Source organism: Streptomyces sp. NPDC002138 (genome assembly GCF_040296485.1).
Classification (GTDB): Bacteria; Actinomycetota; Actinomycetes; order Streptomycetales; family Streptomycetaceae; genus Streptomyces.
This window is the reverse complement of record NZ_JBEOXE010000015.1, coordinates 87,131-106,897: the sequence shown is the minus strand read 5'-3', so window position 1 is coordinate 106,897 and position 19,767 is coordinate 87,131. Positions and strand designations below refer to the sequence as shown.

Here is a 19,767-nt window from a genome sequence, read left to right as displayed (position 1 = left end):
CGCCACCGGGCCGTCCCCTTCGGATCCTCCCCCTACGCCGTCATGCGGGACAGGGCCAGGTCCGTGGCCACCCGGGAGGCGACCTCCTCCGCGTACGCGGCGTCCGTGCGGTCGAACGGGGGGCGGGACGTACCCCGCAGGAAGGTGAGGACGCCCAGGCTCCGGCCGCGGCTGCGCAGGACCACGCACAGCGCGTGCGCCGCGCCCTGCGGCCACTGACGGGACCGCACCCAGCCCTCGGCCGCCGGGCCTCCCGGGGCGCTGGCCCGGACCGAGCCGATCCGGTCCAGTGCCTGGAGCGCCGGGTGGCCGGGCTCGTAGCGGACCGGGATCGCCCCCGGCCCCGGCAGCAGCGGGCCCGCGGCGGGCACCGCCCCGGAGGGGGACACGGGCGAGCGGACCAGGCGTGCCCCGTCCGCGGCCAGTACGTCGATCAGCGCGTGGTCCGCGAAGCCGGCCAGCGCGAATTCCAGCCGGACCGCCGCCGCCTCCGCCGGCTCCTCGCACTCCCCCGCCGCCCGGCCCGCCCGGTGCAGCTGCTGGGAGCGGAACCGCAGCTGCGCGGTGTCCAGTTCCGCCTGCCGGGCCTCGGTGATGTCCTGGAACAGCCAGCCGACCCCCAGCGGCACCGGCTCCTCCGCCAGCGGCGAGGCCAGCCGCAGGAAGCCGCTGCGCCAGCAGCGGCGGCGTACTCCCGTGGCCGTGCGGACCGAGACCCACAGCTCCACCGGCCCCGGCGGCGGCCCCTCGGCCAGGACGTGCTGCAGGGCGCCCTCCAGCTCCTCCACGCCCTGCGCGAGCAGCTCCCCGAGCGGCCGCCCCAGCAGCGTGGTGCGCCCCGATCCGAAGGCGGTGGCCGCCTGCGCGTTGACCACGGCGGGCCGCAGATCCACATCGACCAGGACGACCCCCCACGAGGCGTCGTCCATCAGCGCCTCGCTGAGCGCGATGGACCGCTCCAGGTCGATCTGCGCGTGCACCTCGCTGAACGCGCAGTACACCCCGGCCGGTTTTCCGTCCGCGCCCGGCACCCCGGCCGACTGGGTCCGTACGAGCACCCGCCCGCCGTCCTTGGTGAGCAGGGCGAACTCGTGCACCTGGCGGCCCGGCACGTCCTGCGCGGCCATGAGTCTGGCCTCGACGTCCTGCGCGTCGGCGGCCCGCGCCGCCCACCCCGCGAACCCCCGCCGCCCGACGGCCTCGGCGGCCGACCAGCCCAGGATCCGCTCGGCCTCGCGGTTCCAGTGGGTGATCACGCCGTCGGCATCGAACGCGCAGAGTGCCGCGTCCATCCCGTCCAGGAGTGCGGCGAGCAGATCATCGGTGGTCTCACTACGTCCGAAAGCACTCACCTGGGACCCCCTGCAGGTGTTCGCGTGTGCGGCACGTCAGATCATTGAACTGGAACGTGACGCAGCCCACACCCTGTTCGGCGAAATCCATGCACACCTGGACGGGCGCGGACAGCACAGCCCTCACACGCCGCGGCCTTATCACGATCGAGCTGCGGCACAGGGGAGAACAGATTCACCGCGGCATGATGCGGCGCGCGGGTTACCGTCGCCGACGCCGCTCGGCGAACCTCCGGCACCGGGCTCCGCGGCACGGCAACCGCACCCGGCCGGGTTCCTCTGGGTGGGGCGCATCGCGGTGCGGGCGGGCGGACAGCCTCGCGTCACCACTCTGACCAGCCGCTTCGACGTTTCCCACCGGCTTCTTCGGATGCTCCAACGGGCCGATGGATACAGCTGTGGATTCGCCCCCGAAATTCGATTGAGCGAAGGGCGTAGGGCTGCTTACAGTGGTCGCACACTGAAAGGAGGTGATCCCGGAAATGTATGAAATCCGGACGCGTGAGGTGACTGCGGGCTAAGCGCCCGTCGTCGCACGCACCCAGTGCGGTGCCCGGCGGGATCGCCGAGCGCCAATCCCAAGCAGTCACCCGACCCGCGGGCTCGCCGGTACGTCCGGCCGGCTTCTCTCACTGCAGGAGAGAAACCCGAGCCCGCGGGTCGTCTGTTTTCCGGCGCGGTCCGCTCCCGGCGTGGTCCGCTCCCGGCGCCGCTCGCTCCCGGCGCCGCCCGCGCGGGCGCCGGCCCACGGTCACGGCCGCCCTACGGGCAGAGCCGCTCCACGCGCCACTTCTCGCCGTCGCGGACGTACTTCAGCCGGTCGTGCAGGCGGTTCTCGTGGCCCTGCCAGAACTCCACCTCCTGCGGCACCACCCGCACGCCGCCCCACTCCGGCGGCACCGGCACCTGCTCCCCCTCGGGGTACCGCTGCGCCAGCTCGGCGTACCTGCGGTCCAGCTCGGCGCGCGAGGCGATCACCTGGGACTGGTCGCTCGCCCACGCCCCCAGCTGCGAGCCGTGCGGCCGCGACCGGAAGTACGCGGCGGTCTCGTCCCGGCCGATCCGCACCGCGCTGCCGGTGACCAGCACCTGCCGGGCGACCGGGTGCCACGGGAAGAGCAGGCTCGCGTACGGGTTCGCGGCCAGCTCCGCGCCCTTGCGCGAGCCGTAGTTGGTGAAGAAGACGAAGCCGCGCCCGTCGAACTGCTTGAGCAGCACCGTGCGGGAGCTGGGCCGCCCGTCGGGGGTGGCGGTCGAGACGACCATCGCGTTGGGCTCGAAGACGTGCGCGTCGGCGGCATCGCGGAACCACCGCGCGAACTGCTCCATGGGGTCCGCGGCGAGGCCGTCCTCGTCGAGGATCTCCGAGCGGTACTGCATCCGCATGAGGGCGGGGTCAAGATCCTTGTCTGTCACCCCGCCATCCTGCCGCAGGACGACTTCCGGGGGTGTGCCGTATGTCACGCTTCCGCAGGCCATCCAGAGCGGACAAAATCTTGGGGCCGGTCCGCTGGTTCCCATGAGGGTGACCATCGGCCCTGCCGGGCATCAACGGGGATGACCGCGCCGGACCGCGAATCACGCCGGGAGCCGCGCGTGTTCGCATCTATCTGAGGAGCCGCCTGATGTCCGACTTCGTACCCGGGCTCGAAGGGGTCGTCGCGTTCGAGACCGAGATCGCCGAGCCCGACAAGGAAGGCGGATCGCTCCGCTACCGGGGCGTCGACATCGAAGACCTGGTCGGTCACGTGTCCTTCGGGAACGTCTGGGGACTGCTGGTCGACGGTGCTTTCAACCCCGGGCTGCCCGCCGCCGAGCCCTTCCCGATCCCGGTGCACTCCGGGGACATCCGGGTCGACGTGCAGTCCGCGCTCGCGATGCTGGCCCCCGTGTGGGGCCTGAAACCGCTACTGGACATCGACGAGGCGACCGCCCGTGACGACCTCGCGCGCGCGGCCGTCATGGCGCTGTCGTACGTCGCCCAGTCCGCCCGCGGCCAGGGCCTGCCCATGGTCCCGCAGAGCGAGATCGACAAGGCCGACTCCGTCGTCGAGCGCTTCATGATCCGCTGGCGGGGCGAGCCCGACCCCAAGCACGTCAAGGCCGTCGACGCCTACTGGACCTCGGCCGCCGAGCACGGCATGAACGCCTCCACCTTCACCGCCCGGGTCATCGCTTCCACCGGCGCCGACGTCGCGGCGGCGCTGTCGGGCGCCGTCGGCGCCATGTCCGGGCCGCTGCACGGCGGCGCGCCCTCCCGGGTGCTGGGCATGATCGAGGAGATCGAGCGCAGCGGCGACGCGGTGGCGTACGTGAAGAAGGCCCTGGACAAGGGCGAGCGGCTGATGGGCTTCGGGCACCGCGTCTACCGCGCCGAGGACCCGCGCGCCCGCGTGCTGCGCCGTACGGCCAAGGAGCTGGACGCGCCGCGCTACGAGGTGGCGGCGGCGCTGGAGAAGGCCGCGCTGGAGGAGCTGCACGCGCGGCGCCCCGACCGGGTGCTCGCGACCAACGTGGAGTTCTGGGCGGCGATCATGCTGGACTTCGCGGAGGTCCCGGCGCACATGTTCACCTCGATGTTCACCTGCGCCCGCACCGCCGGCTGGTCGGCGCACATCCTGGAGCAGAAGCGCACGGGCCGCCTGGTCCGTCCCTCGGCGCGCTACGTCGGCCCGGGCACCCGGGAGCCGCAGGCCGTCGAGGGGTACGCCGACATCGCCCGGTAGTCGGTGGGGTCGGTGGGGCCCCGCCGGGGCCCCGCACCCGCGGCCCCGGCGACGGTCCGCCCCGGATCAGTCCCGGGGCGGACCCAGGGCGGTGTCCAGGATGGCCGCCCACTGGGTGACCACCCGGGCCCGGCGGGCGGTGTCGTCGGTGAGGACGTTCGCCAGGCCCAGCCCGCGCGCCATGTCCAGGAAGCCCTGTACGGTCTCCCGCACCCCGGGCACGGACTCGTCCGCGCCCAGGAGTTCCACGGCGATGCGGTGGGTCTCGCGCCCGACCCGGGCCTCCAGCTCGGTGACCGGGGGCCGCAGCTGCTCCTCGTTGGAGGCGGCCACCCACAGCTGGAGCGCGGCCCGGAAGAGGGCGCCCGTGTACAGGTCCACCACGGCGTGGACCACCTCGGCGCGGGGCGCCGGGGCGGTGTGGAACAGCTCGCGCAGGGCGGTGGAGCGCTCCTCGGCGACGTACTGGACCGCGGCGGTGAACAGGGCCTCGCGGGTGGGGAAGTGGTGCTGGGCCGCGCCCCGGGAGACCCCGGCGCGCTCGGCGACGACCGCGACGGTGGACCCCGCCCAGCCGTGTTCCGCCAGACAGGAGACGGCCGCCTCCAGGAGATGCCGACGGGTGACCCGGCTGCGGGCCTGCTTGGGACCGGTCACCACACCCATGACGGGTCCCGGCGCTCGAAGAGGGCGGTGATGCCCTCGCGGCCCTCGGCCGAGGCGAAGAGGGACGCGGACAGCGCGGTCAGGCGCTCCCCGTCCCGCTCCAGTGCCGCCCGTACCGGGGCGGTGACCAGGGCCTTCGACGCGGCGAGGCCTTGCGGGGAGGCTTTGCGCAGCCCCCCCAGGACCGGTTCGAGGGCCTGGTCGACATCGTCGGCGTGCAGGGTGAGCAGGCCCATCCCGGCCGCCTCGGCCGGTCCGAAGCGCTCGGCGGTGAGGAAGTACCGGGCCGCGGCCCGGGGGTCGAGCCGGGGCAGCAGCGGGATCGAGATCACCGCGGGGGCCAGGCCCAGGTGGCTCTCGGTGAAGGCGTACGAGGACCGGGGCCCGGCGGCGGCGATGTCGCAGGCCCCGAGCAGCCCCAGGCCCCCGGCCCGGACGTGGCCGGTGACGCGGGCCACGACCGGCTTGGGCAGCTCGGCCAGCTCCCGCAGCAGGGCCAGGAAGTCCTCGGGTGCGAAGGGGTTCTTCAGATCGGCACCGGAGCAGAAGGTGCCGCCGGTGTGGGTGAGGACCAGTGCCCGGACCGCCGGGTCCGCGCCCGCCGCGGCGAGGGCCGCGCGCAGCTCGCCGACGAGCTCCGCGGAGAGCGCGTTGCGGTTGTCCGGCGAGTCGAGCGTGAGGGTGGTGATGCCGCGGGTGTGCGCGGATCCGACGATCGGGGTCATGTCCGTTCCTCCGGCCCTTTCCGTTCCAGTGGGGCGTGTCTAGTAGGACTTGGGCAGGCCCAGGGTCTGGTGCGAGACGAAGTTGAGGATCATCTCGCGGCTGACGGGTGCGATACGGGCCACCCGGGAGGCGGTGATGAGGGCGGCGAGTCCGTATGCGCGGGTGAGGCCGTTGCCGCCCAGGGTGTGGACGGACTGGTCCACCGCCTTGACGCAGGCCTCGGCGGCAGCGTACTTGGCCATGTTGGCCGCTTCTCCCGCGCCCATGTCGTCCCCGGCGTCGTAGAGGTGGGCGGCCCTCTGCATCATCAGGCGGGCCAGTTCGAGGTCGATGTGGGCGGCTGCCAGCGGGTGGGCGATGGCCTGGTGGGCGCCGATGGGCTCCTTCCACACCTGCCGGGTCTTGGCGTAGTCGACGGCCTTGGCCAGGGCGTAGCGGCCCATGCCGATGGCGAAGGCGGCGGTCATGACGCGTTCGGGGTTGAGCCCGGCGAAGAGCTGGAGCAGGCCCGCGTCCTCGTCGCCGACCAGGGCGTCGGCGGGCAGCCGGACCTCGTCCAGGACGAGTTCGAACTGCTTCTCGGCGGCCTGGAGCTCCATGTCGATGACCGAACGGGTGAAGCCGGGGGTGTCGCGGTCGACGATGAACAGGCAGGGCTTGAGGCGTCCGGTCCGGGCGTCCTCGGTCCGGCCGACGATCAGGGTGGCGTCGGCGATGTCCACACCGGAGATGAAGACTTTGCGGCCGGTGAGCACCCACGCGTCGCCGTCGCGGCGGGCGGTGGTGGTGATGCGGTGCGAGTTGGATCCGGCATCGGGCTCGGTGATGCCGAAGGCCATGGTGCGGCTGCCGTCGGCGAGGCCGGGGAGCCAGGCGCTCTTCTGGGCGTCGGTGCCGAAGCGGGCGATGACCGTGCCGCAGATGGCGGGCGAGACGACCATCATCAGCAGCGGGCAGCCCGCGGCGCCGAGTTCCTCGAGCACGATGGAGAGCTCGGCGATGCCGCCGCCCCCGCCGCCGTACTCCTCGGGGAGGTTGACCCCGAGGTAGCCGAGCTTGGCGGCGTCGGCCCACAGCTCGTCGGGGTGGCGGCCCTCGCGGGCCACCCGGGCGAGGTAGTCGCGGCCGTAGCGCTGCCCGAGGGCGGCGACGGCCGCGCGCAGGGCCCGGTGTTCTTCGGATTCGGTCACAGAGGGGGGCACAACGACGTTGCTCATGCGGGCGGTTCCTCCTGGACGACGGCGAGCAGGGCGCCGAATTCGACCTGATGGCCGAGGACGGCGTGGAGCGCGGTGAGCGTGCCGGAGGAGGGCGAGACGATGCGGTGCTCCATCTTCATGGCCTCCAGCCAGAACAGGGGCTGCCCGGCAGTGACGGCGGAGCCGGTGGCGAGGCCCTCGGCGATCCGCACGACGGTGCCGGGCATGGGGGCGAGCAGGGAGCCGGGTTCGGTGCGGTCCTGGGGTTCGGCGAAGCGGGGCAGCCGGGTCAGGGTGTGCGCGCCGAGCGGTGAATCGACGTACACCTCGGGGCTGTTCGATTTTTGTTTCACGTGGAACACCCGGTGGATCCCGTCGACTTCGAGGGTGACCGACTCCGGGCCGGCGGCCACGACGCGCACGCCGGGCCGGTCCACGAGCTGCGGGGGCCCGCTGCGGGCCGGTCGGTAGCGGACCTCGTACGCCGTCCCGGCCGCGGTGTAGTTCCGGCTCTGCGGCTGGGACGGCACGTTGCGCCAGCCGCCGAGCCGGGCGGCGAGCGGCGCTCCGGGTGCCGGGGTGGCCTCGGCGAGGGCGGCGGCGACGGCGGAGAGCGCCGCGTCCGGGGCGGCTTCGATGAGGGTGTCCAGGTGGCGCTCGTAGAACCCGGTGTCGAGGCGGGCGGCGGTGAACTCCGGGTGCCGCAGGGAGCGTACGAGCAGGTCCCGGTTGGTGGTGAGGCCGTGGATACGGGCCCGGGCCAGCGCGCCGGCCAGCGCGCGGACGGCTTCGGCGCGGGTGGGGGCGTGGGCGATGACCTTGGCGAGCATCGGGTCGTAGTGCACGCCGACGGTGTCGCCGTCGGTGAAGCCCGTGTCGACCCGGATCCCGTCCCCGGGCACGGACAGGGTGTGCAGGACGCCCGCCTGCGGACGCCAGTCCCGGGCGGGGTCCTCCGCGTACAGCCGGGCCTCGACGGCGTGGCCCTTGGCCCGCGGCGGATCCAGGGGCAGCGCCTCGCCCTCGGCGATGCGCAGCTGGAGCGCGACGAGGTCGAGGCCGAAGACGGCTTCGGTGACGGGGTGTTCCACCTGGAGGCGGGTGTTCATCTCCAGGAAGTACGGGCGGCCGTCGGCGGTGACGAGGAATTCGACGGTGCCCGCGCCCTGGTAGGACACCGCGCGGGCGGCGGCGACGGCGGCTTCGTGGAGGGTCGTGCGCAGGCTCTCGGGGAGGACCGGGGCGGGGGCCTCCTCGATGACCTTCTGGTGGCGGCGCTGGAGGGAGCAGTCCCGGGTGCCGAGCGCCCATACGGTGCCGTGGGCGTCGGCGAGGATCTGCACCTCCACGTGCCGGCCGCGCTCGACGTAGGGCTCCGCGAAGACCTCGCCGTCACCGAAGGCGGACCGGGCCTCGGCCGCGGCGGCCTCGAGTTCGTCCTTGAGGACGCCCAGCTCGCGGACCACCCGCATGCCGCGGCCGCCGCCGCCCGCGGCGGCCTTGAGGAGCAGCGGGAGGTCCGCGACCGTGGCCCCGGCCGGGTCGACGGGGTCGAGGAGCGGGACCCCGGCGGCGCGCATCAGCTCCTTGGCGCGGGTCTTGGAGGCCATGGCCTCGATCGCCTCGGGCGGCGGGCCGATCCAGAGCAGCCCGGCGGCGCGCACGGCCCGGGCGAAGCCGGCGTTCTCGGAGAGGAACCCGTATCCGGGGTGGACGGCGTCGGCGCCCGCGGCGAGGGCCGCCTTCACGAGGAGTTCGCCTCGCAGGTAGGTCTCGGCGGGGGCGGCCCCGGGCAGCCGCACGGCCGCGTCGGCCTCCCGGACGTGCAGGGCCCGGGCGTCGGGGTCGGCGTACACGGCGACGGTGTCGATGCCGAGGGCGCGCGCGGTGCGGAAGATCCGTACCGCGATCTCCCCGCGGTTGGCGACGAGGAGCGAGCCGATCGTCTTGGGCGCGGCGGGGACGGACGCGGTGACGGCCGACGGGGTCATGGTGGCCGTGGTGGCGGGTGCGGTGGGGTCGGGTGCGGTGGTCATGTGGGGGCTCACATCCGGAAGACGCCGAAGCCGCCACGGGCGCCCTCGACGGGGGCGTTGTGGACGGCCGACAGGCACAGGCCGAGGATGGTGCGGGTGTCGCGCGGGTCGATGACCCCGTCGTCGTACAGCCGCCCGGACAGGAACATCGGCAGGGACTCCGATTCGATCTGCTGCTCCACGAAGGCGCGCATCCCGGCGTCGGCCTCGTCGTCGTACGGCTGCCCCTTCGCGGCGGCCGAGGCGCGGGCGACGATCGACAGCACGCCCGCGAGCTGCTGCGGGCCCATGACGGCGGACTTGGCGCCGGGCCAGGCGAAGAGGAAGCGCGGGTCGTAGGCCCGCCCGCACATGCCGTAGTGCCCGGCGCCGTAGGAGGCGCCGATGAGGACGGACAGGTGCGGGACCTTCGAGTTGGACACCGCGTTGATCATCATCGAGCCGTGCTTGATGATCCCGCCCTGCTCGTACTCCTTGCCGACCATGTAGCCGGTGGTGTTGTGCAGGAACAGGAGCGGGATGTCGCGCTGGTTGGCGAGCTGGATGAACTGGGCGGCCTTCTGCGACTCGGCGCTGAACAGCACGCCCTGGGCGTTGGCGAGGATGCCGATCGGGTAGCCGTGCAGGCTCGCCCAGCCCGTGACCAGGCTGGTGCCGTACAGCGGCTTGAACTCGTCGAAGTCGGAGCCGTCGACCAGGCGGGCGATCACCTCGCGCGGATCGAAGGGGGTCTTGAGGTCGGCCGGCACGATCCCGAGCAGGTCCTCGGCGTCGTACAGGGGCTCCTGGGCCTCCGGCGGGTCCGGGAGCGCCTTGCGGTGGTTCAGGCGGGCCACGATCCGGCGGGCCTGCCGGATCGCGTCCTCCTCGTCGAGGGCGTAGTAGTCGGCGAGCCCCGAGGTGCGGGCGTGCATGTCGGCGCCGCCGAGCGACTCGTCGTCGCTCTCCTCGCCGGTCGCCATCTTGACCAGCGGCGGACCGCCGAGGAACACCTTCGACCGGTCCTTGATCATCACGGTGTGGTCGGACATCCCGGGGATGTAGGCCCCGCCCGCCGTGGAGTTGCCGAAGACGACGGCCACGGTGGGGATCCCGGCGGCGGAGAGCCGGGTGATGTCCCGGAAGATCGCCCCGCCCGGGATGAAGATCTCCTTCTGCGACGGGAGGTCGGCGCCGCCGGACTCGACCAGGCTGATGCAGGGCAGCCGGTTGGCCCGGGCGATCTCGTTCGCCCGGAGCGCCTTCTTGAGGGTCCACGGGTTGGAGGCACCGCCGCGCACGGTCGGGTCGTTGGCGGTGACCAGGCATTCGACGCCCTCGACCACCCCGATCCCGGTCACCATCGAGGCGCCCACCGGATAGTCGCTGCCCCAGGCCGCGAGGGGGGACAGCTCCAGGAAAGGGGTGTCCGGGTCCAGCAGCAGCTCGATCCGCTCCCGGGCGAGCAGCTTGCCGCGCGCCCGGTGCCGGGCCGTGTACTTCTCGCCGCCGCCCGCCAGCGCCTTGGCGTGCTCGGCGTCGAGGGCCTCGATGCGCTCCAGGGCGGCGGCCCGGTGGGCCAGGTGGTCGGGGTCGCGGGTGTCGACGCTGGTGCCGAGCCGGGTCATGGGCGGCTCACCTCCGGAGGGGAGAAGGGGGAGAGGGGCGAGGGGGAAGGGGGGAGGAGGCCGACGGGGATGTCGAGGTGGCGGGCGCGCAGCCACTCGCCGAGCGCCTTGGCCTGGGGGTCGAAGCGGTGCCCGGAGGCGACCCCGGCGCCGAGGATGCCGGTGACGACGAAGTTCAGGGCGCGCAGGCCGGGCAGGTCGTGCCGGGTGACGGAGAAGGCGCGGGTCTCGGGCAGCAGCTCCCGGAACAGCTCCACGGTGAGGGTCCGCCGCAGCCACTCCCAGGCGTCGTCCCGCTCCACCCACACCCCGACGTTGGCGTCCCCGCCCTTGTCCCCGCTACGGGCTCCGGCCACCAGGCCCAGGGGGGCGCGGCGGGTGGGGCCGGCGGGCGCGGGCTCGGCGAGGGGAGCCGCAGGGGGCTCCGCAAGCCGTTCCCCAGCGGGCTCCGCCAGGGCCGACGCGGTGGCCGACGGGGGCGCCGGGACGGGCAGGCGGGTGCCGTCCGGGAGGACCGCCAGGTGGGGGACGGTGTCGGCGGGCAGGTACCCGGAGCTGAACACCCCGTACGGCTGGGCCGGTCCCGGCGGGGCGCTCACATGGAACCCGGGGTAGCTGCCCAGCGCCAGCTCGATCGCCGCCGAGGTCAGGGGCCGCCCGACCCGGTCGGCGGACGGGTCCCGGACCACCAGCCGCAGCAGCGCGCTCGCCGTCTCCTGGGTCCCCGCGTCCTCGTGGTCGGTGCGGGCGAGGGTCCAGCCGACGTCGGCCACGCCCTCCAGCACCCCGGCCAGCTGGGCCCGTACGAGGTCTGCCTTGGCCTCGATGTCCAGCCCGGTCAGGACGAAGACCACCTCGTTGCGCCAGCCGCCGATCCGGGTGATCCCGGCCTTCAGCGTCGGCGGCGGCGCCTCGCCCCGCACCCCGCTGATCCCGACCCGGTCCGGGCCGGCGTCGGTGAGCCGCACGGTGTCGAGGCGGGCCGTCACGTCGGGGCCGAGGTACCGGGCGCCCTGGGTCTCGTACAGCAGCTGCGCCGTGACGGTGCCGGTGGTCACCGCCCCGCCCGTGCCGGGGTGTTTGGTGATGACGCTGGATCCGTCCGCCTCGATCTCGGCGAGGGGGAAGCCGGGGAGGAGCGGGGACGCCGTGTGGCGGGTGAAGAAGGAGTAGTTGCCGCCGGTGGCCTGGGTGCCGCATTCCAGTACGTGCCCGGCGACGACCGCTCCCGCCAGCCGGTCGTGGTCCCCGGGCGCCCAGTCGAACCACCAGGACGCGGGGCCGCTGACGAGCGCCGCGTCCGTCACCCTGCCGGTGATCACGACGTCCGCGCCCGCCCGCAGACAGGCCGCGATCCCGGCGCCGCCGAGGTAGGCGTTCGCGGTCAGCACCCCTTCGGCGTACGGCATCACGTCGTCGCCCTCGACGTGCGCGACGCTCACCGGGACCCCGGTCTTCGCTGCCAGCTCGCGCACGGCGTCCGCGAGCCCGGCCGGGTTGAGGCCGCCCGCGTTGGCGACGATCCGCACGCCCCGCTCGTGCGCGAGCCCGAGGCCCTCCTCCAGCTGGCGCAGGAACGTCTTCGCGTATCCGAGGCCCGGGTCCTTGAGGCGGTCGCGGCCGAGGATCAGCATGGTCAGCTCGGCCAGGTAGTCGCCGGTCAGGACGTCCAGCTCGCCGCCGGTCAGCATCTCGCGGACCGCCGAGAACCGGTCGCCGTAGAACCCGGAGGCGTTGCCGATGCGCAGCGCGCGCCGCGCGCCGCTCACGCGGGGCCGCCGCCCGGCTCGCGGCCGGGTCCCGCCGGGCCCGCGAAGGCCTGCGCGATGTCGAGCCACCGCTCGGCGTCGGCGCCCCGCGCCCGGACGCCGAGGTCGGCGCGGTGGGCCCGCTGGGTGACGAGCAGGCAGAAGTCGAGGGCGGGCCCGGTGACGCGCTGCGGGGCGTCCGGGGGTCCGTACGTCCAGGTGGCCCCGCCGTCGGGAGCCGTCAGCTCCACCCGGAACTCCTCGGTGGGCACGGGCAGCCCGCGCACGGCGAAGGCGTAGTCGCGGGCCCGCACCCCGATCCGGGCGACGTGCCGCAGCCGGTCGGTGGGCGCGCGGCGTACGCCGAGTGCGTCGGCGACGTCCTGGCCGTGCGCCCAGGTCTCCATCAGCCGGGCGCTGGCCATCGAGGCGGCCTTCATCGGCGGCCCGTACCAGGGGTGGCGCACGTCGGGCGAGGCCTCGGCGAGCGCCTGGTCCAGGGCCGTACGCCCGGCGCGCCAGCGGGTCAGCAACTCCCCGGGGGCCAGCGCGGCCCCCTCGGCCGCGCCGTCGTCGACGAACCGGTCGGGCGCGGCGAGCGCCTCCGCCACCATCTCCGCGAAACCGTCGGCGTCGGTGAGCGCCAGCAGCGCCGCCCGGTCGGTCCACGTGAGGTGCGCGATCTGGTGGGCGACGCTCCACCCGGGGGCGGGGGTGGCCTTGGCCCATCCCGGCGCGGGCAGGTCGGCGACCAGGAGGTCGAGTTCCTCGCCTTCGGCGCGGAGGTCGGCGCACACGGCGGCGAATGCGGTGGACGGCGGTGACGGCGGTGACGGTGACGGCGGTGACGGTGACGGCGATGACGGTGACGGCGATGACGGCGGCGACGGCTCGGACACGATGCGCTCCCTCAGGACCCCAGGACACGGCTGTGGAGGGAAGCCTGGCAGCGCCCGAGAAAACAATCAAGCATGCTTGCATGATTTTTCGCGCGGGAGCCGGAATCCGGAACGGGGCCCCGGCATGCGGGAGTTGGCCCGGGCCACCGGGCCGCCGGGCCACCGGGCCACCGGGCCACCGGGCCGCCCCCGGTCGGGGGATCAGCTGAGCGTACGGCTGGGCGGCGCTGCGGGGAGGAGGGCGTCCAGGCGGCGCAGGGAGAGACGGCGCTGGACGACGGACAGTCCGGCCACGGCTCCACCGAGGAGGAGCCAGCCGGCGGGGCCGGCCGTCATCACGGCGCCGGTCAGGAGGAGGGGGCCCACCGACTTCTGGACGGACCCGGCCATGCCGGCCACGCCCAGGTAGGAGGCGCGGGATTCCTCGGGGGCCAGGGAGACCGCCAGCTCCCAGGAACTGACCGAGCGGAAGAGTTCGGCCGTGGTGACCAGCAGGGCCGCGGCGAGCAGGGCGATCGACGCCGTCCAGGCTCCGCCCCCCGTCGCGGTGGCCACGACGACGCAGCACGCGAGCAGGGTGAGGCCGTACAGGAGCACCGCTCCGGCGGCCCGGCGCGGGCCTTCGACCCGGGCCGACACGTGCAGCTGGAGGACGACGACGAGCACGGTGTTGATCGCCAGGAAGGCCGGGACGAGAGCGTGGGGGGCCGAGGTGTGGTTCACGAGCCAGAGCGGCAGGCCGACGTTGAGGATCGAGTCGTCGAGGTTCATCGGGATGTCGAGGAGGACGAACGCGAGGTAGTCGCGGTCGCGCCACGGGCTGCGGGGAGCGGCGGGCTTGGCGTCGGTCGAGCGGGCCACGACATGACCGTGGGACCGGGGTTCGTGGGTGCGCCACACGAGGACGGAGGCCACGACGAAGGACAGGGCGTTGCCGAGGATCAGCGCGGCGTACGCCTCCCGGGTCCCGACGGCGAGTCCGATCGCGGCGATGCCCGCCCCCACCGCGTAACCGGCGTTCGCCGCACTGCGCGAGAGGGCCTGGTACTCCGAGCGCCGCTCGCCCGCGACGCGGGTCGCGAACAGCATCTCCAGCGTCTTGGCCGCGCGGTCGCCCAGGTAGGTGACCGCGACGACGGGCAGCAGCACGTCGAACCGCGTGCACACCAGCATCAGGCCGAGGGTGGCGACCCGCAGCAGGTGGCAGCCGATCAGCAGGATCCGTACGGGGAAGCGGCCCGCGAGCCGCCCCGCCAGCGGTGATCCCGCGACGCCGGCCACCCCGGCCGCGCCGAGCAGCAGGCCGAGCTGCCGGGCGTCCAGCCCGACGGCGAAGGTGAAGTACAGCACCGACGAGGCGGCCCACACGCCCGTCCCGGTCCGGTCCAGCAGCTGTGCGAGGAGCATGATCCGCGCGTCCCGCCCACCCGGCGGCCGACGCAGACGCGCCCCCAGCCCGACCCCCATCGATGCCTCCGCTCCACCCCGAAAGTCTCTCGACATCAAGAGACCTGACGCCCGCAGCCTGCCGGACATCAATCTCGACGTCAAGATACTTTCGCCGCCGCCCGCCCCCGGGTGCGGCTCGGTCGGCCTGGACGGCCTGGACGGCCTGGACGGCCTGGACGGCCTACGCCCGTCGGCGCTTCGTCTGCGAGCGGACCGCGCCCATGCTCGCCGCGATCACCAGGGCGATCGCGAGGGCGTCCGTCGTGGACAGGGCCTGGTCGAGGACCAGGAAGCCCGCGGTCGCCGCGATCGCCGGTTCCAGGCTCATCAGGATCGCGAAGGTGGGCGCCGGCAGCCGCCGCAGGGCGAGCAGTTCCAGCGTGTACGGGAGCACCGACGACATCAGCGCGACCCCGACGCCGAGGGCGAGGGTGCTGGGGACGAGCAGGGCCGGGCCCGCCTCGATGATGCCGAGCGGGAGCGAGAGCACCGCCGCGACCGCCATCGCCAGCGCGAGGCCGTCGGCCTGCGGGAAGCGGCGGCCGGTGCGGGCGCTGAAGACGATGTACGCCGCCCACATCGCCCCCGCGCCCAGGGCGAACGCCGCCCCGGCCAGGTCGAGGGAGCCGAAGCCGCCGCCCCCGCCGTGCCCGGAGAGCAGGACGATGCCGGCCAGGGCGAGCCCCGCCCACAGCAAGTTCACCAGCCGCCGCGAGACGACCACGGACAGCACGAGCGGCCCGAGCACCTCCAGGGTGACGGCCGGTCCGAGCGGGATCCGGTCCACCGCCTGGTAGAACAGCCCGTTCATGGCCGCCATCGTGATCCCGAAGACCACCACCGTGGTCCAGTCGGAGCGCGAGTACCCGCGCACCTTGGGCCGGCACACGAGCAGCAGCACGACCGCGGCCGCCGCCAGGCGCAGCGTGACCACGCCCGCCGCCCCGGCCCGCGGCATGATCATGACCGCGAGGGCCGCACCGAACTGCACCGAGAGCCCGGCCGAGACGACCAGCGCGACCGGCCCGAACCGGCCCGGCTTGGCAGCGGCCGCGGACGTCGTGGGACCAGGGGCGGCAGCGGTGGCAGCCGTGCTCTTCGCGGACGAAGAGGGCGCGGAGGAGGGTGCGGGCATGATTCCAGGCTAAGGGGTCGGTAAGGAGTCTGCGACCGTGTCTTTCCTTACAACTCCTCCGCCAGGAGTTCCGCCAGGTGGACCGCCCTGCGGGTGCTGAGCTGGGCGATCTGGGTGCGGCAGGAGTAGCCGTCCGCGAGGACGGCGGTCCGGTCGGCCGCCGCGCGGAGGGCCGGGAGGAGCTGTTCCTCCGCGCAGGCCACCGAGACCTCGTGGTGCCCCGGCTCGAATCCGAAGTTCCCGGCGAGACCGCAGCACCCGCCGCTGAGCTCGCCCGTCAGCCCGGCCCGCTCGCGCAGCCGCCGCTCCGCGCCGTCGCCGAGGACCGCGTGCTGATGGCAGTGGGTCTGCCCGGCGACCGGGCGGTCCACCCGGGGCGGCCGCCACCCCGGGGCGCGCTCCTCCAGTACCTGCGCGAAGGTCCGTACCGACGCCGCCAGCCGGGCCGCGCGCGGGTCGTCCGGGAGCAGCGCCGGGAGGTCGGTGCGCAGGGCCGCCGCGCAGCTGGGTTCCAGTACGACCACGGGAGCCCGTACGCCGTCCACCGCATCCAGCGCGTCCACCGCATCCACCGCATCCACCGCGTCCAGCGTGCGCCGCAGGACCGCCCGCGCCGCGTCGAGCCGCCCGGTCGACACGTACGTGAGCCCGCAGCAGACGGCGCCCGGCCGCGCCCCGGGTCCGCCCGCCGGGGCGACCGTCAGCCCCGCCGCCTCCAGGACCCGGACGGCGGCCCGCCCGACCTGCGGGGACAGGTACTCCGTAAAGGTGTCGGGCCACAACAGGACATCCGCACCTTCCGCACTCCTGCCACCGCCCCACCCCCGGCTGAACGGCACCCGCGCCACCTCCGGCAGGGCCCGCTCCCGCGCCAGCCCCGGAACCCGCACCACCCGCCCGGCCGCGTTGACCAGCGGAGCGGCCCGCAGGGCGGCGATCAGGCGCAGCCAGCGCGGCAGGCCGCCCATCGTGTAGTGAGCCAGGGGCCTGAGCCGCCCCGCCCAGTGCCGGTGCAGGAACTCGCTCTTGTACGTGGCCATGTCCACGCCCACCGGGCAGTCGCTGCGGCATCCCTTGCAGCCGAGGCACAGGTCGAGCGCCTCCCGGACCTCCTCCGAGCGCCACCCGTCCGTCACGATCTCCCCGGCCAGCATCTCGTGCAGCAGCCGGGCCCGGCCGCGCGTGGAGTGCCGCTCCTCCCCCGTCACCCGGTACGACGGGCACATCACCCCCGGACCCGGCTCGGTGGACCGGCACTTGGCGACCCCGACGCAGCGCGCCACCTCCCGCGCGAGCGGGGCGTCGGCCGGCAGCACCGCGAAGCGCAGGTTCTCGTCCAGCCGGGCCGGGCGCGCGAGCATGCCGGGGTTCATCCCGCCCGCCGGGTCCCACACGTCCTTGTACGCGCCGAAGAGCCGGACCAGCTCCGGCCCGTACATCCGCGGCAGCAGTTCGGCGCGCGCCTGCCCGTCCCCGTGCTCCCCCGACAGCGAGCCGCCGTGGGCCACGACCAGGTCGGCGAGCTCCTCGGAGAAGGTCCGGAAGCGGGCCACGCCCGCCGCCGACACCAGGTCGAAGTCGATGCGGACGTGCACGCAGCCCTCGCCGAAGTGCCCGTACGGCGTCCCGCGCAGCCCGTGCGCCGCCAGCAGGGCCCGGAATTCCCGCAGGTAGGCCCCGAGCCGGGCGGGCGGCACCGCGCAGTCCTCCCAGCCGGGCCAGGCCATCCGGCCGTCCGGCGTCCTGGTCGCCGTACCGGCCGCGTCCTCCCGGATCCGCCACAGCGCGCGCTGCCCGGCCGGGTCGGCGATCACGCGCGCGTCCAGCGCGTCGGCGGCCCGTACGGTCTCGCGCGCCGCCCCCGCGTCCCGCGTCTCCACGAACAGCCAAGCACCGCCGCGCGGCAGCCCCACCGCGCCCGTGTCCCCGACCAGATCCGCCGCCATCCCCTCCACCGTCAGCGGACCCAGCGGCAGCAGCCCCGCGGCCGCGTCCGCCGCCGCGCTCTCGTCGGCGTACCCGAGGACCACGAGCACCGGCGCGCGCGGCGCTTCCACCAGGCGCACGACGGCCTCGGTCACCACCCCGAGCGTGCCCTCGCTCCCGCAGAAGGCCCGGGCCACCTCCGTGCCCCGCTCGGGCAGCAGCGCGTCCAGCGCGTACCCGGAGATCCGGCGGCGGAGCCCCTGGGGCATCCCGGTGCGCAGCGGCCCCAGGCTCCCCGCGACGAGTTCGCGCAGCCCCGCCGGGGCGCCCGTCCAGCCGGTGCCGATGCGGTGCGCGGTGCCCCCGTACGTGGTGACGGCCAGCTCGGCCACGTTGTCGGCGGTGGTGCCCCAGGCCACCGAGTGGGCCCCGCAGGCGTTGTTGCCGATCATGCCGCCGACGGTGCAGCGGGAGTGCGTGGAGGGGTCCGGTCCGAAGGTCAGGCCGTACGGGCGCGCCGCGTCCCGCAGCCGGTCGAGGACGAGCCCGGGCTGGACCACCGCCGTCCGCGCGTCGGGGTCCACCGACACGAGGGCGTTCATGTGCCGGGTCAGATCGAGCACCACGCCCGTCCCGGTGGCCTGGCCCGCGATGGAGGTGCCGCCGCCGCGCGGGACCACCGGAACGCCGGCTTCCGCGCACACGCGCAGGGCCGCCGCGACGTCCTCGGCGTCGCGCGGGGCGACCACGCCGAGCGGGACCCGGCGGTAGTTGGAGGCGTCCATGGTGGTCAGCGCCCGCGCGGCGGCGCCGAAATCCACCCCTCCGCGCAGCCGCGTCCGCAATGCCCGCTCAAGATCCCCGGTTGCCGTCACGGCGACCACCCTGCCACCGCCGCCGGGCGTCTCACCGGGTGGACGCGCTTCGGAAGGCCGCGCCGGGAACCGATACGCTCCGCTCGTGGCTGAGATCCAGATTCCCGCTGACATCAAGCCCGCCGACGGTCGTTTCGGCGCGGGCCCCTCCAAGGTGCGGACGGACGCGCTGGACGCGCTCGCCGCCACCGGTACCTCCCTCCTGGGAACCTCCCACCGACAGGCCCCGGTCAAGAACCTGGTCGGCTCGGTGCGCCAGGGCGTGCGGGACCTCTTCTCCCTCCCCGAGGGCTACGAGGTGATCCTGGGCAACGGCGGCTCCACCGCCTTCTGGGACATCGCGGCCGCCGGGCTGATCGAGCGGAAGTCCCAGCACCTCACCTTCGGCGAGTTCTCGTCCAAGTTCGCGACGGCCGCGAAGCTCGCGCCGTGGCTGGACGCGCCGTCCGTCATCTCCTCCGAGCCCGGGACGCACCCCGAGCCGGTCGCCGAGGCGGGCGTGGACGTGTACGCGTACACGCACAACGAGACCTCGACGGGTGTCGCCGCGCCGATCAAGCGCGTCGCGGGCGCCGATGCCGGTTCGCTCGTTCTGGTGGACGCGACCTCGGGCGCCGGCGGTCTGCCGGTAAACATCACCGAGACGGACGTCTACTACTTCGCACCGCAGAAGTCCTTCGCCTCCGAAGGCGGCCTGTGGCTGGCGGCGTTCTCCCCGGCGGCCCTGGAGCGCGCGGCCCGCGTGCACGCCTCCGGCCGGCACATCCCGGAGTTCTTCTCGCTGCCGACGGCGATCGACAACTCGGTCAAGAACCAGACGTACAACACCCCCGCGCTGTCGACCCTCTTCCTGCTGAACCAGCAGCTCGAGTGGATCAACGGCCAGGGCGGTCTGGACTGGGCGACCGCCCGTACGGCGTCCAGCGCGGCCAACCTGTACGGCTGGGCCGAGGCGTCGAAGTACGCGGAGCCCTTCGTCACGGACGCCTCGAAGCGTTCCTCGGTGATCGGCACGATCGACTTCCAGGACGACATCGACGCGGCGGCGATCGCGAAGGTGCTGCGCGCCAACGGCATCGTGGACACCGAGCCGTACCGCAAGCTCGGCCGCAACCAGCTGCGCGTGGCGATGTTCCCGGCGATCGACCCGGCGGACGTGCAGGCGCTGACCGCCTGCATCGACTACGTGATCGAGAAGCTCTGACCGCTGAACCGCTCCGACGGCCCCCGGTGACGTCCCGTCACCGGGGGCCGTCCGTTTTCCAGCGCGTGTCCGCCGCCGGGACTTTGGTCCCAAAAATCGGGGCAAAGAGCCAGCAAACGGAACACCCCTGCTCCCCCGCCCGCCTGCGCGTTCACCCCGCGGGACCTTCGGCGGGTCCCCTCCCGGGGTGGCGGGCGCCCTGCAACCGCCCGCCCAGGA

Annotated in this window: 15 protein-coding genes; 3 read left to right on the top strand and 12 right to left on the bottom strand. The window is 74.3% G+C overall.

All coding sequences use genetic code 11. The features are described 5' to 3' along the window. Positions 1 to 32: 32 nt before the first annotated feature. Positions 33 to 1,352, bottom strand: a complete 1,320-nt coding sequence (locus tag ABT084_RS12945) for a PAS domain-containing protein (RefSeq protein ID WP_351041815.1) — start codon at positions 1,350 to 1,352, stop codon at positions 33 to 35. An 89-nt stretch (positions 1,353 to 1,441) separates the two neighbouring features. On the opposite strand from ABT084_RS12945, the gene ABT084_RS12940 reads away from it, so the two are divergent. Next, the gene (locus ABT084_RS12940) at positions 1,442 to 1,687 is read left to right on the top strand and encodes an RRXRR domain-containing protein (RefSeq protein WP_351041891.1); all 246 of its coding nucleotides are present in this window, start codon (positions 1,442 to 1,444) and stop codon (positions 1,685 to 1,687) included. 427 nt (positions 1,688 to 2,114) lie between these two features. Here ABT084_RS12940 and pdxH read toward each other — a convergent pair whose 3' ends face one another. Beyond that, positions 2,115 to 2,738: a pyridoxamine 5'-phosphate oxidase gene (pdxH, locus tag ABT084_RS12935; protein ID WP_351041888.1), complete on the bottom strand. Its 624-nt coding sequence runs from the start codon at positions 2,736 to 2,738 to the stop codon at positions 2,115 to 2,117. 239 nt (positions 2,739 to 2,977) lie between these two features. Here pdxH and ABT084_RS12930 point away from each other — a divergent pair, with 239 nt between their 5' ends. Continuing rightward, entirely contained in the window at positions 2,978 to 4,078 is a 1,101-nt protein-coding gene (locus ABT084_RS12930) for a citrate synthase 2 (protein WP_351041813.1), read from the top strand. 66 nt (positions 4,079 to 4,144) lie between these two features. Here the strand turns inward: ABT084_RS12930 and ABT084_RS12925 are convergent, their stop codons facing one another. The 10 genes from ABT084_RS12925 to ABT084_RS12880 all read right to left on the bottom strand — a co-directional run bounded on the left by ABT084_RS12925 (position 4,145) and on the right by ABT084_RS12880 (position 18,344). Then, positions 4,145 to 4,744 (bottom strand): TetR/AcrR family transcriptional regulator, encoded by a 600-nt coding sequence (locus tag ABT084_RS12925; protein WP_351041810.1) that lies wholly within the window; start codon positions 4,742 to 4,744, stop codon positions 4,145 to 4,147. Further along, positions 4,732 to 5,469, bottom strand: a complete 738-nt coding sequence (locus ABT084_RS12920; protein ID WP_351041808.1) for an enoyl-CoA hydratase family protein — start codon at positions 5,467 to 5,469, stop codon at positions 4,732 to 4,734. Before ABT084_RS12920 ends, ABT084_RS12925 begins: the two co-directional genes overlap by 13 nt. A 39-nt stretch (positions 5,470 to 5,508) precedes the next feature. Then, entirely contained in the window at positions 5,509 to 6,687 is a 1,179-nt protein-coding gene (locus tag ABT084_RS12915; protein ID WP_351041805.1) for an acyl-CoA dehydrogenase family protein, read from the bottom strand. Continuing rightward, complete coding sequence (locus ABT084_RS12910) at positions 6,684 to 8,660, bottom strand: ATP-binding protein (protein WP_351041885.1); 1,977 nt, start codon at positions 8,658 to 8,660, stop codon at positions 6,684 to 6,686. Before ABT084_RS12910 ends, ABT084_RS12915 begins: the two co-directional genes overlap by 4 nt. Positions 8,661 to 8,713: 53 nt before the next feature. Next, positions 8,714 to 10,312: an acyl-CoA carboxylase subunit beta gene (locus ABT084_RS12905; RefSeq protein WP_351041802.1), complete on the bottom strand. Its 1,599-nt coding sequence runs from the start codon at positions 10,310 to 10,312 to the stop codon at positions 8,714 to 8,716. Further along, complete coding sequence (locus ABT084_RS12900) at positions 10,309 to 12,003, bottom strand: acyclic terpene utilization AtuA family protein (protein ID WP_502968922.1); 1,695 nt, start codon at positions 12,001 to 12,003, stop codon at positions 10,309 to 10,311. Before ABT084_RS12900 ends, ABT084_RS12905 begins: the two co-directional genes overlap by 4 nt. A 74-nt stretch (positions 12,004 to 12,077) precedes the next feature. Next, positions 12,078 to 12,857 (bottom strand): TIGR03084 family metal-binding protein, encoded by a 780-nt coding sequence (locus tag ABT084_RS12895; RefSeq protein WP_351041797.1) that lies wholly within the window; start codon positions 12,855 to 12,857, stop codon positions 12,078 to 12,080. A gap of 303 nt (positions 12,858 to 13,160) precedes the next feature. Beyond that, on the bottom strand, positions 13,161 to 14,366 hold the full coding sequence (locus tag ABT084_RS12890) for an MFS transporter (RefSeq protein WP_351041794.1): 1,206 nt from the start codon (positions 14,364 to 14,366) through the stop codon (positions 13,161 to 13,163). A gap of 223 nt (positions 14,367 to 14,589) precedes the next feature. Further along, on the bottom strand, positions 14,590 to 15,543 hold the full coding sequence (locus tag ABT084_RS12885) for an EamA family transporter (RefSeq protein ID WP_351041792.1): 954 nt from the start codon (positions 15,541 to 15,543) through the stop codon (positions 14,590 to 14,592). A 47-nt stretch (positions 15,544 to 15,590) separates the two neighbouring features. Then, entirely contained in the window at positions 15,591 to 18,344 is a 2,754-nt protein-coding gene (locus ABT084_RS12880) for an FAD-binding and (Fe-S)-binding domain-containing protein (protein ID WP_502968916.1), read from the bottom strand. Between the two features lie 85 nt (positions 18,345 to 18,429). Between ABT084_RS12880 and serC the strand changes: the two genes are divergently transcribed. Then, on the top strand, positions 18,430 to 19,548 hold the full coding sequence (gene serC, locus ABT084_RS12875; protein WP_351041786.1) for a phosphoserine transaminase: 1,119 nt from the start codon (positions 18,430 to 18,432) through the stop codon (positions 19,546 to 19,548). Positions 19,549 to 19,767: the final 219 nt, after the last annotated feature.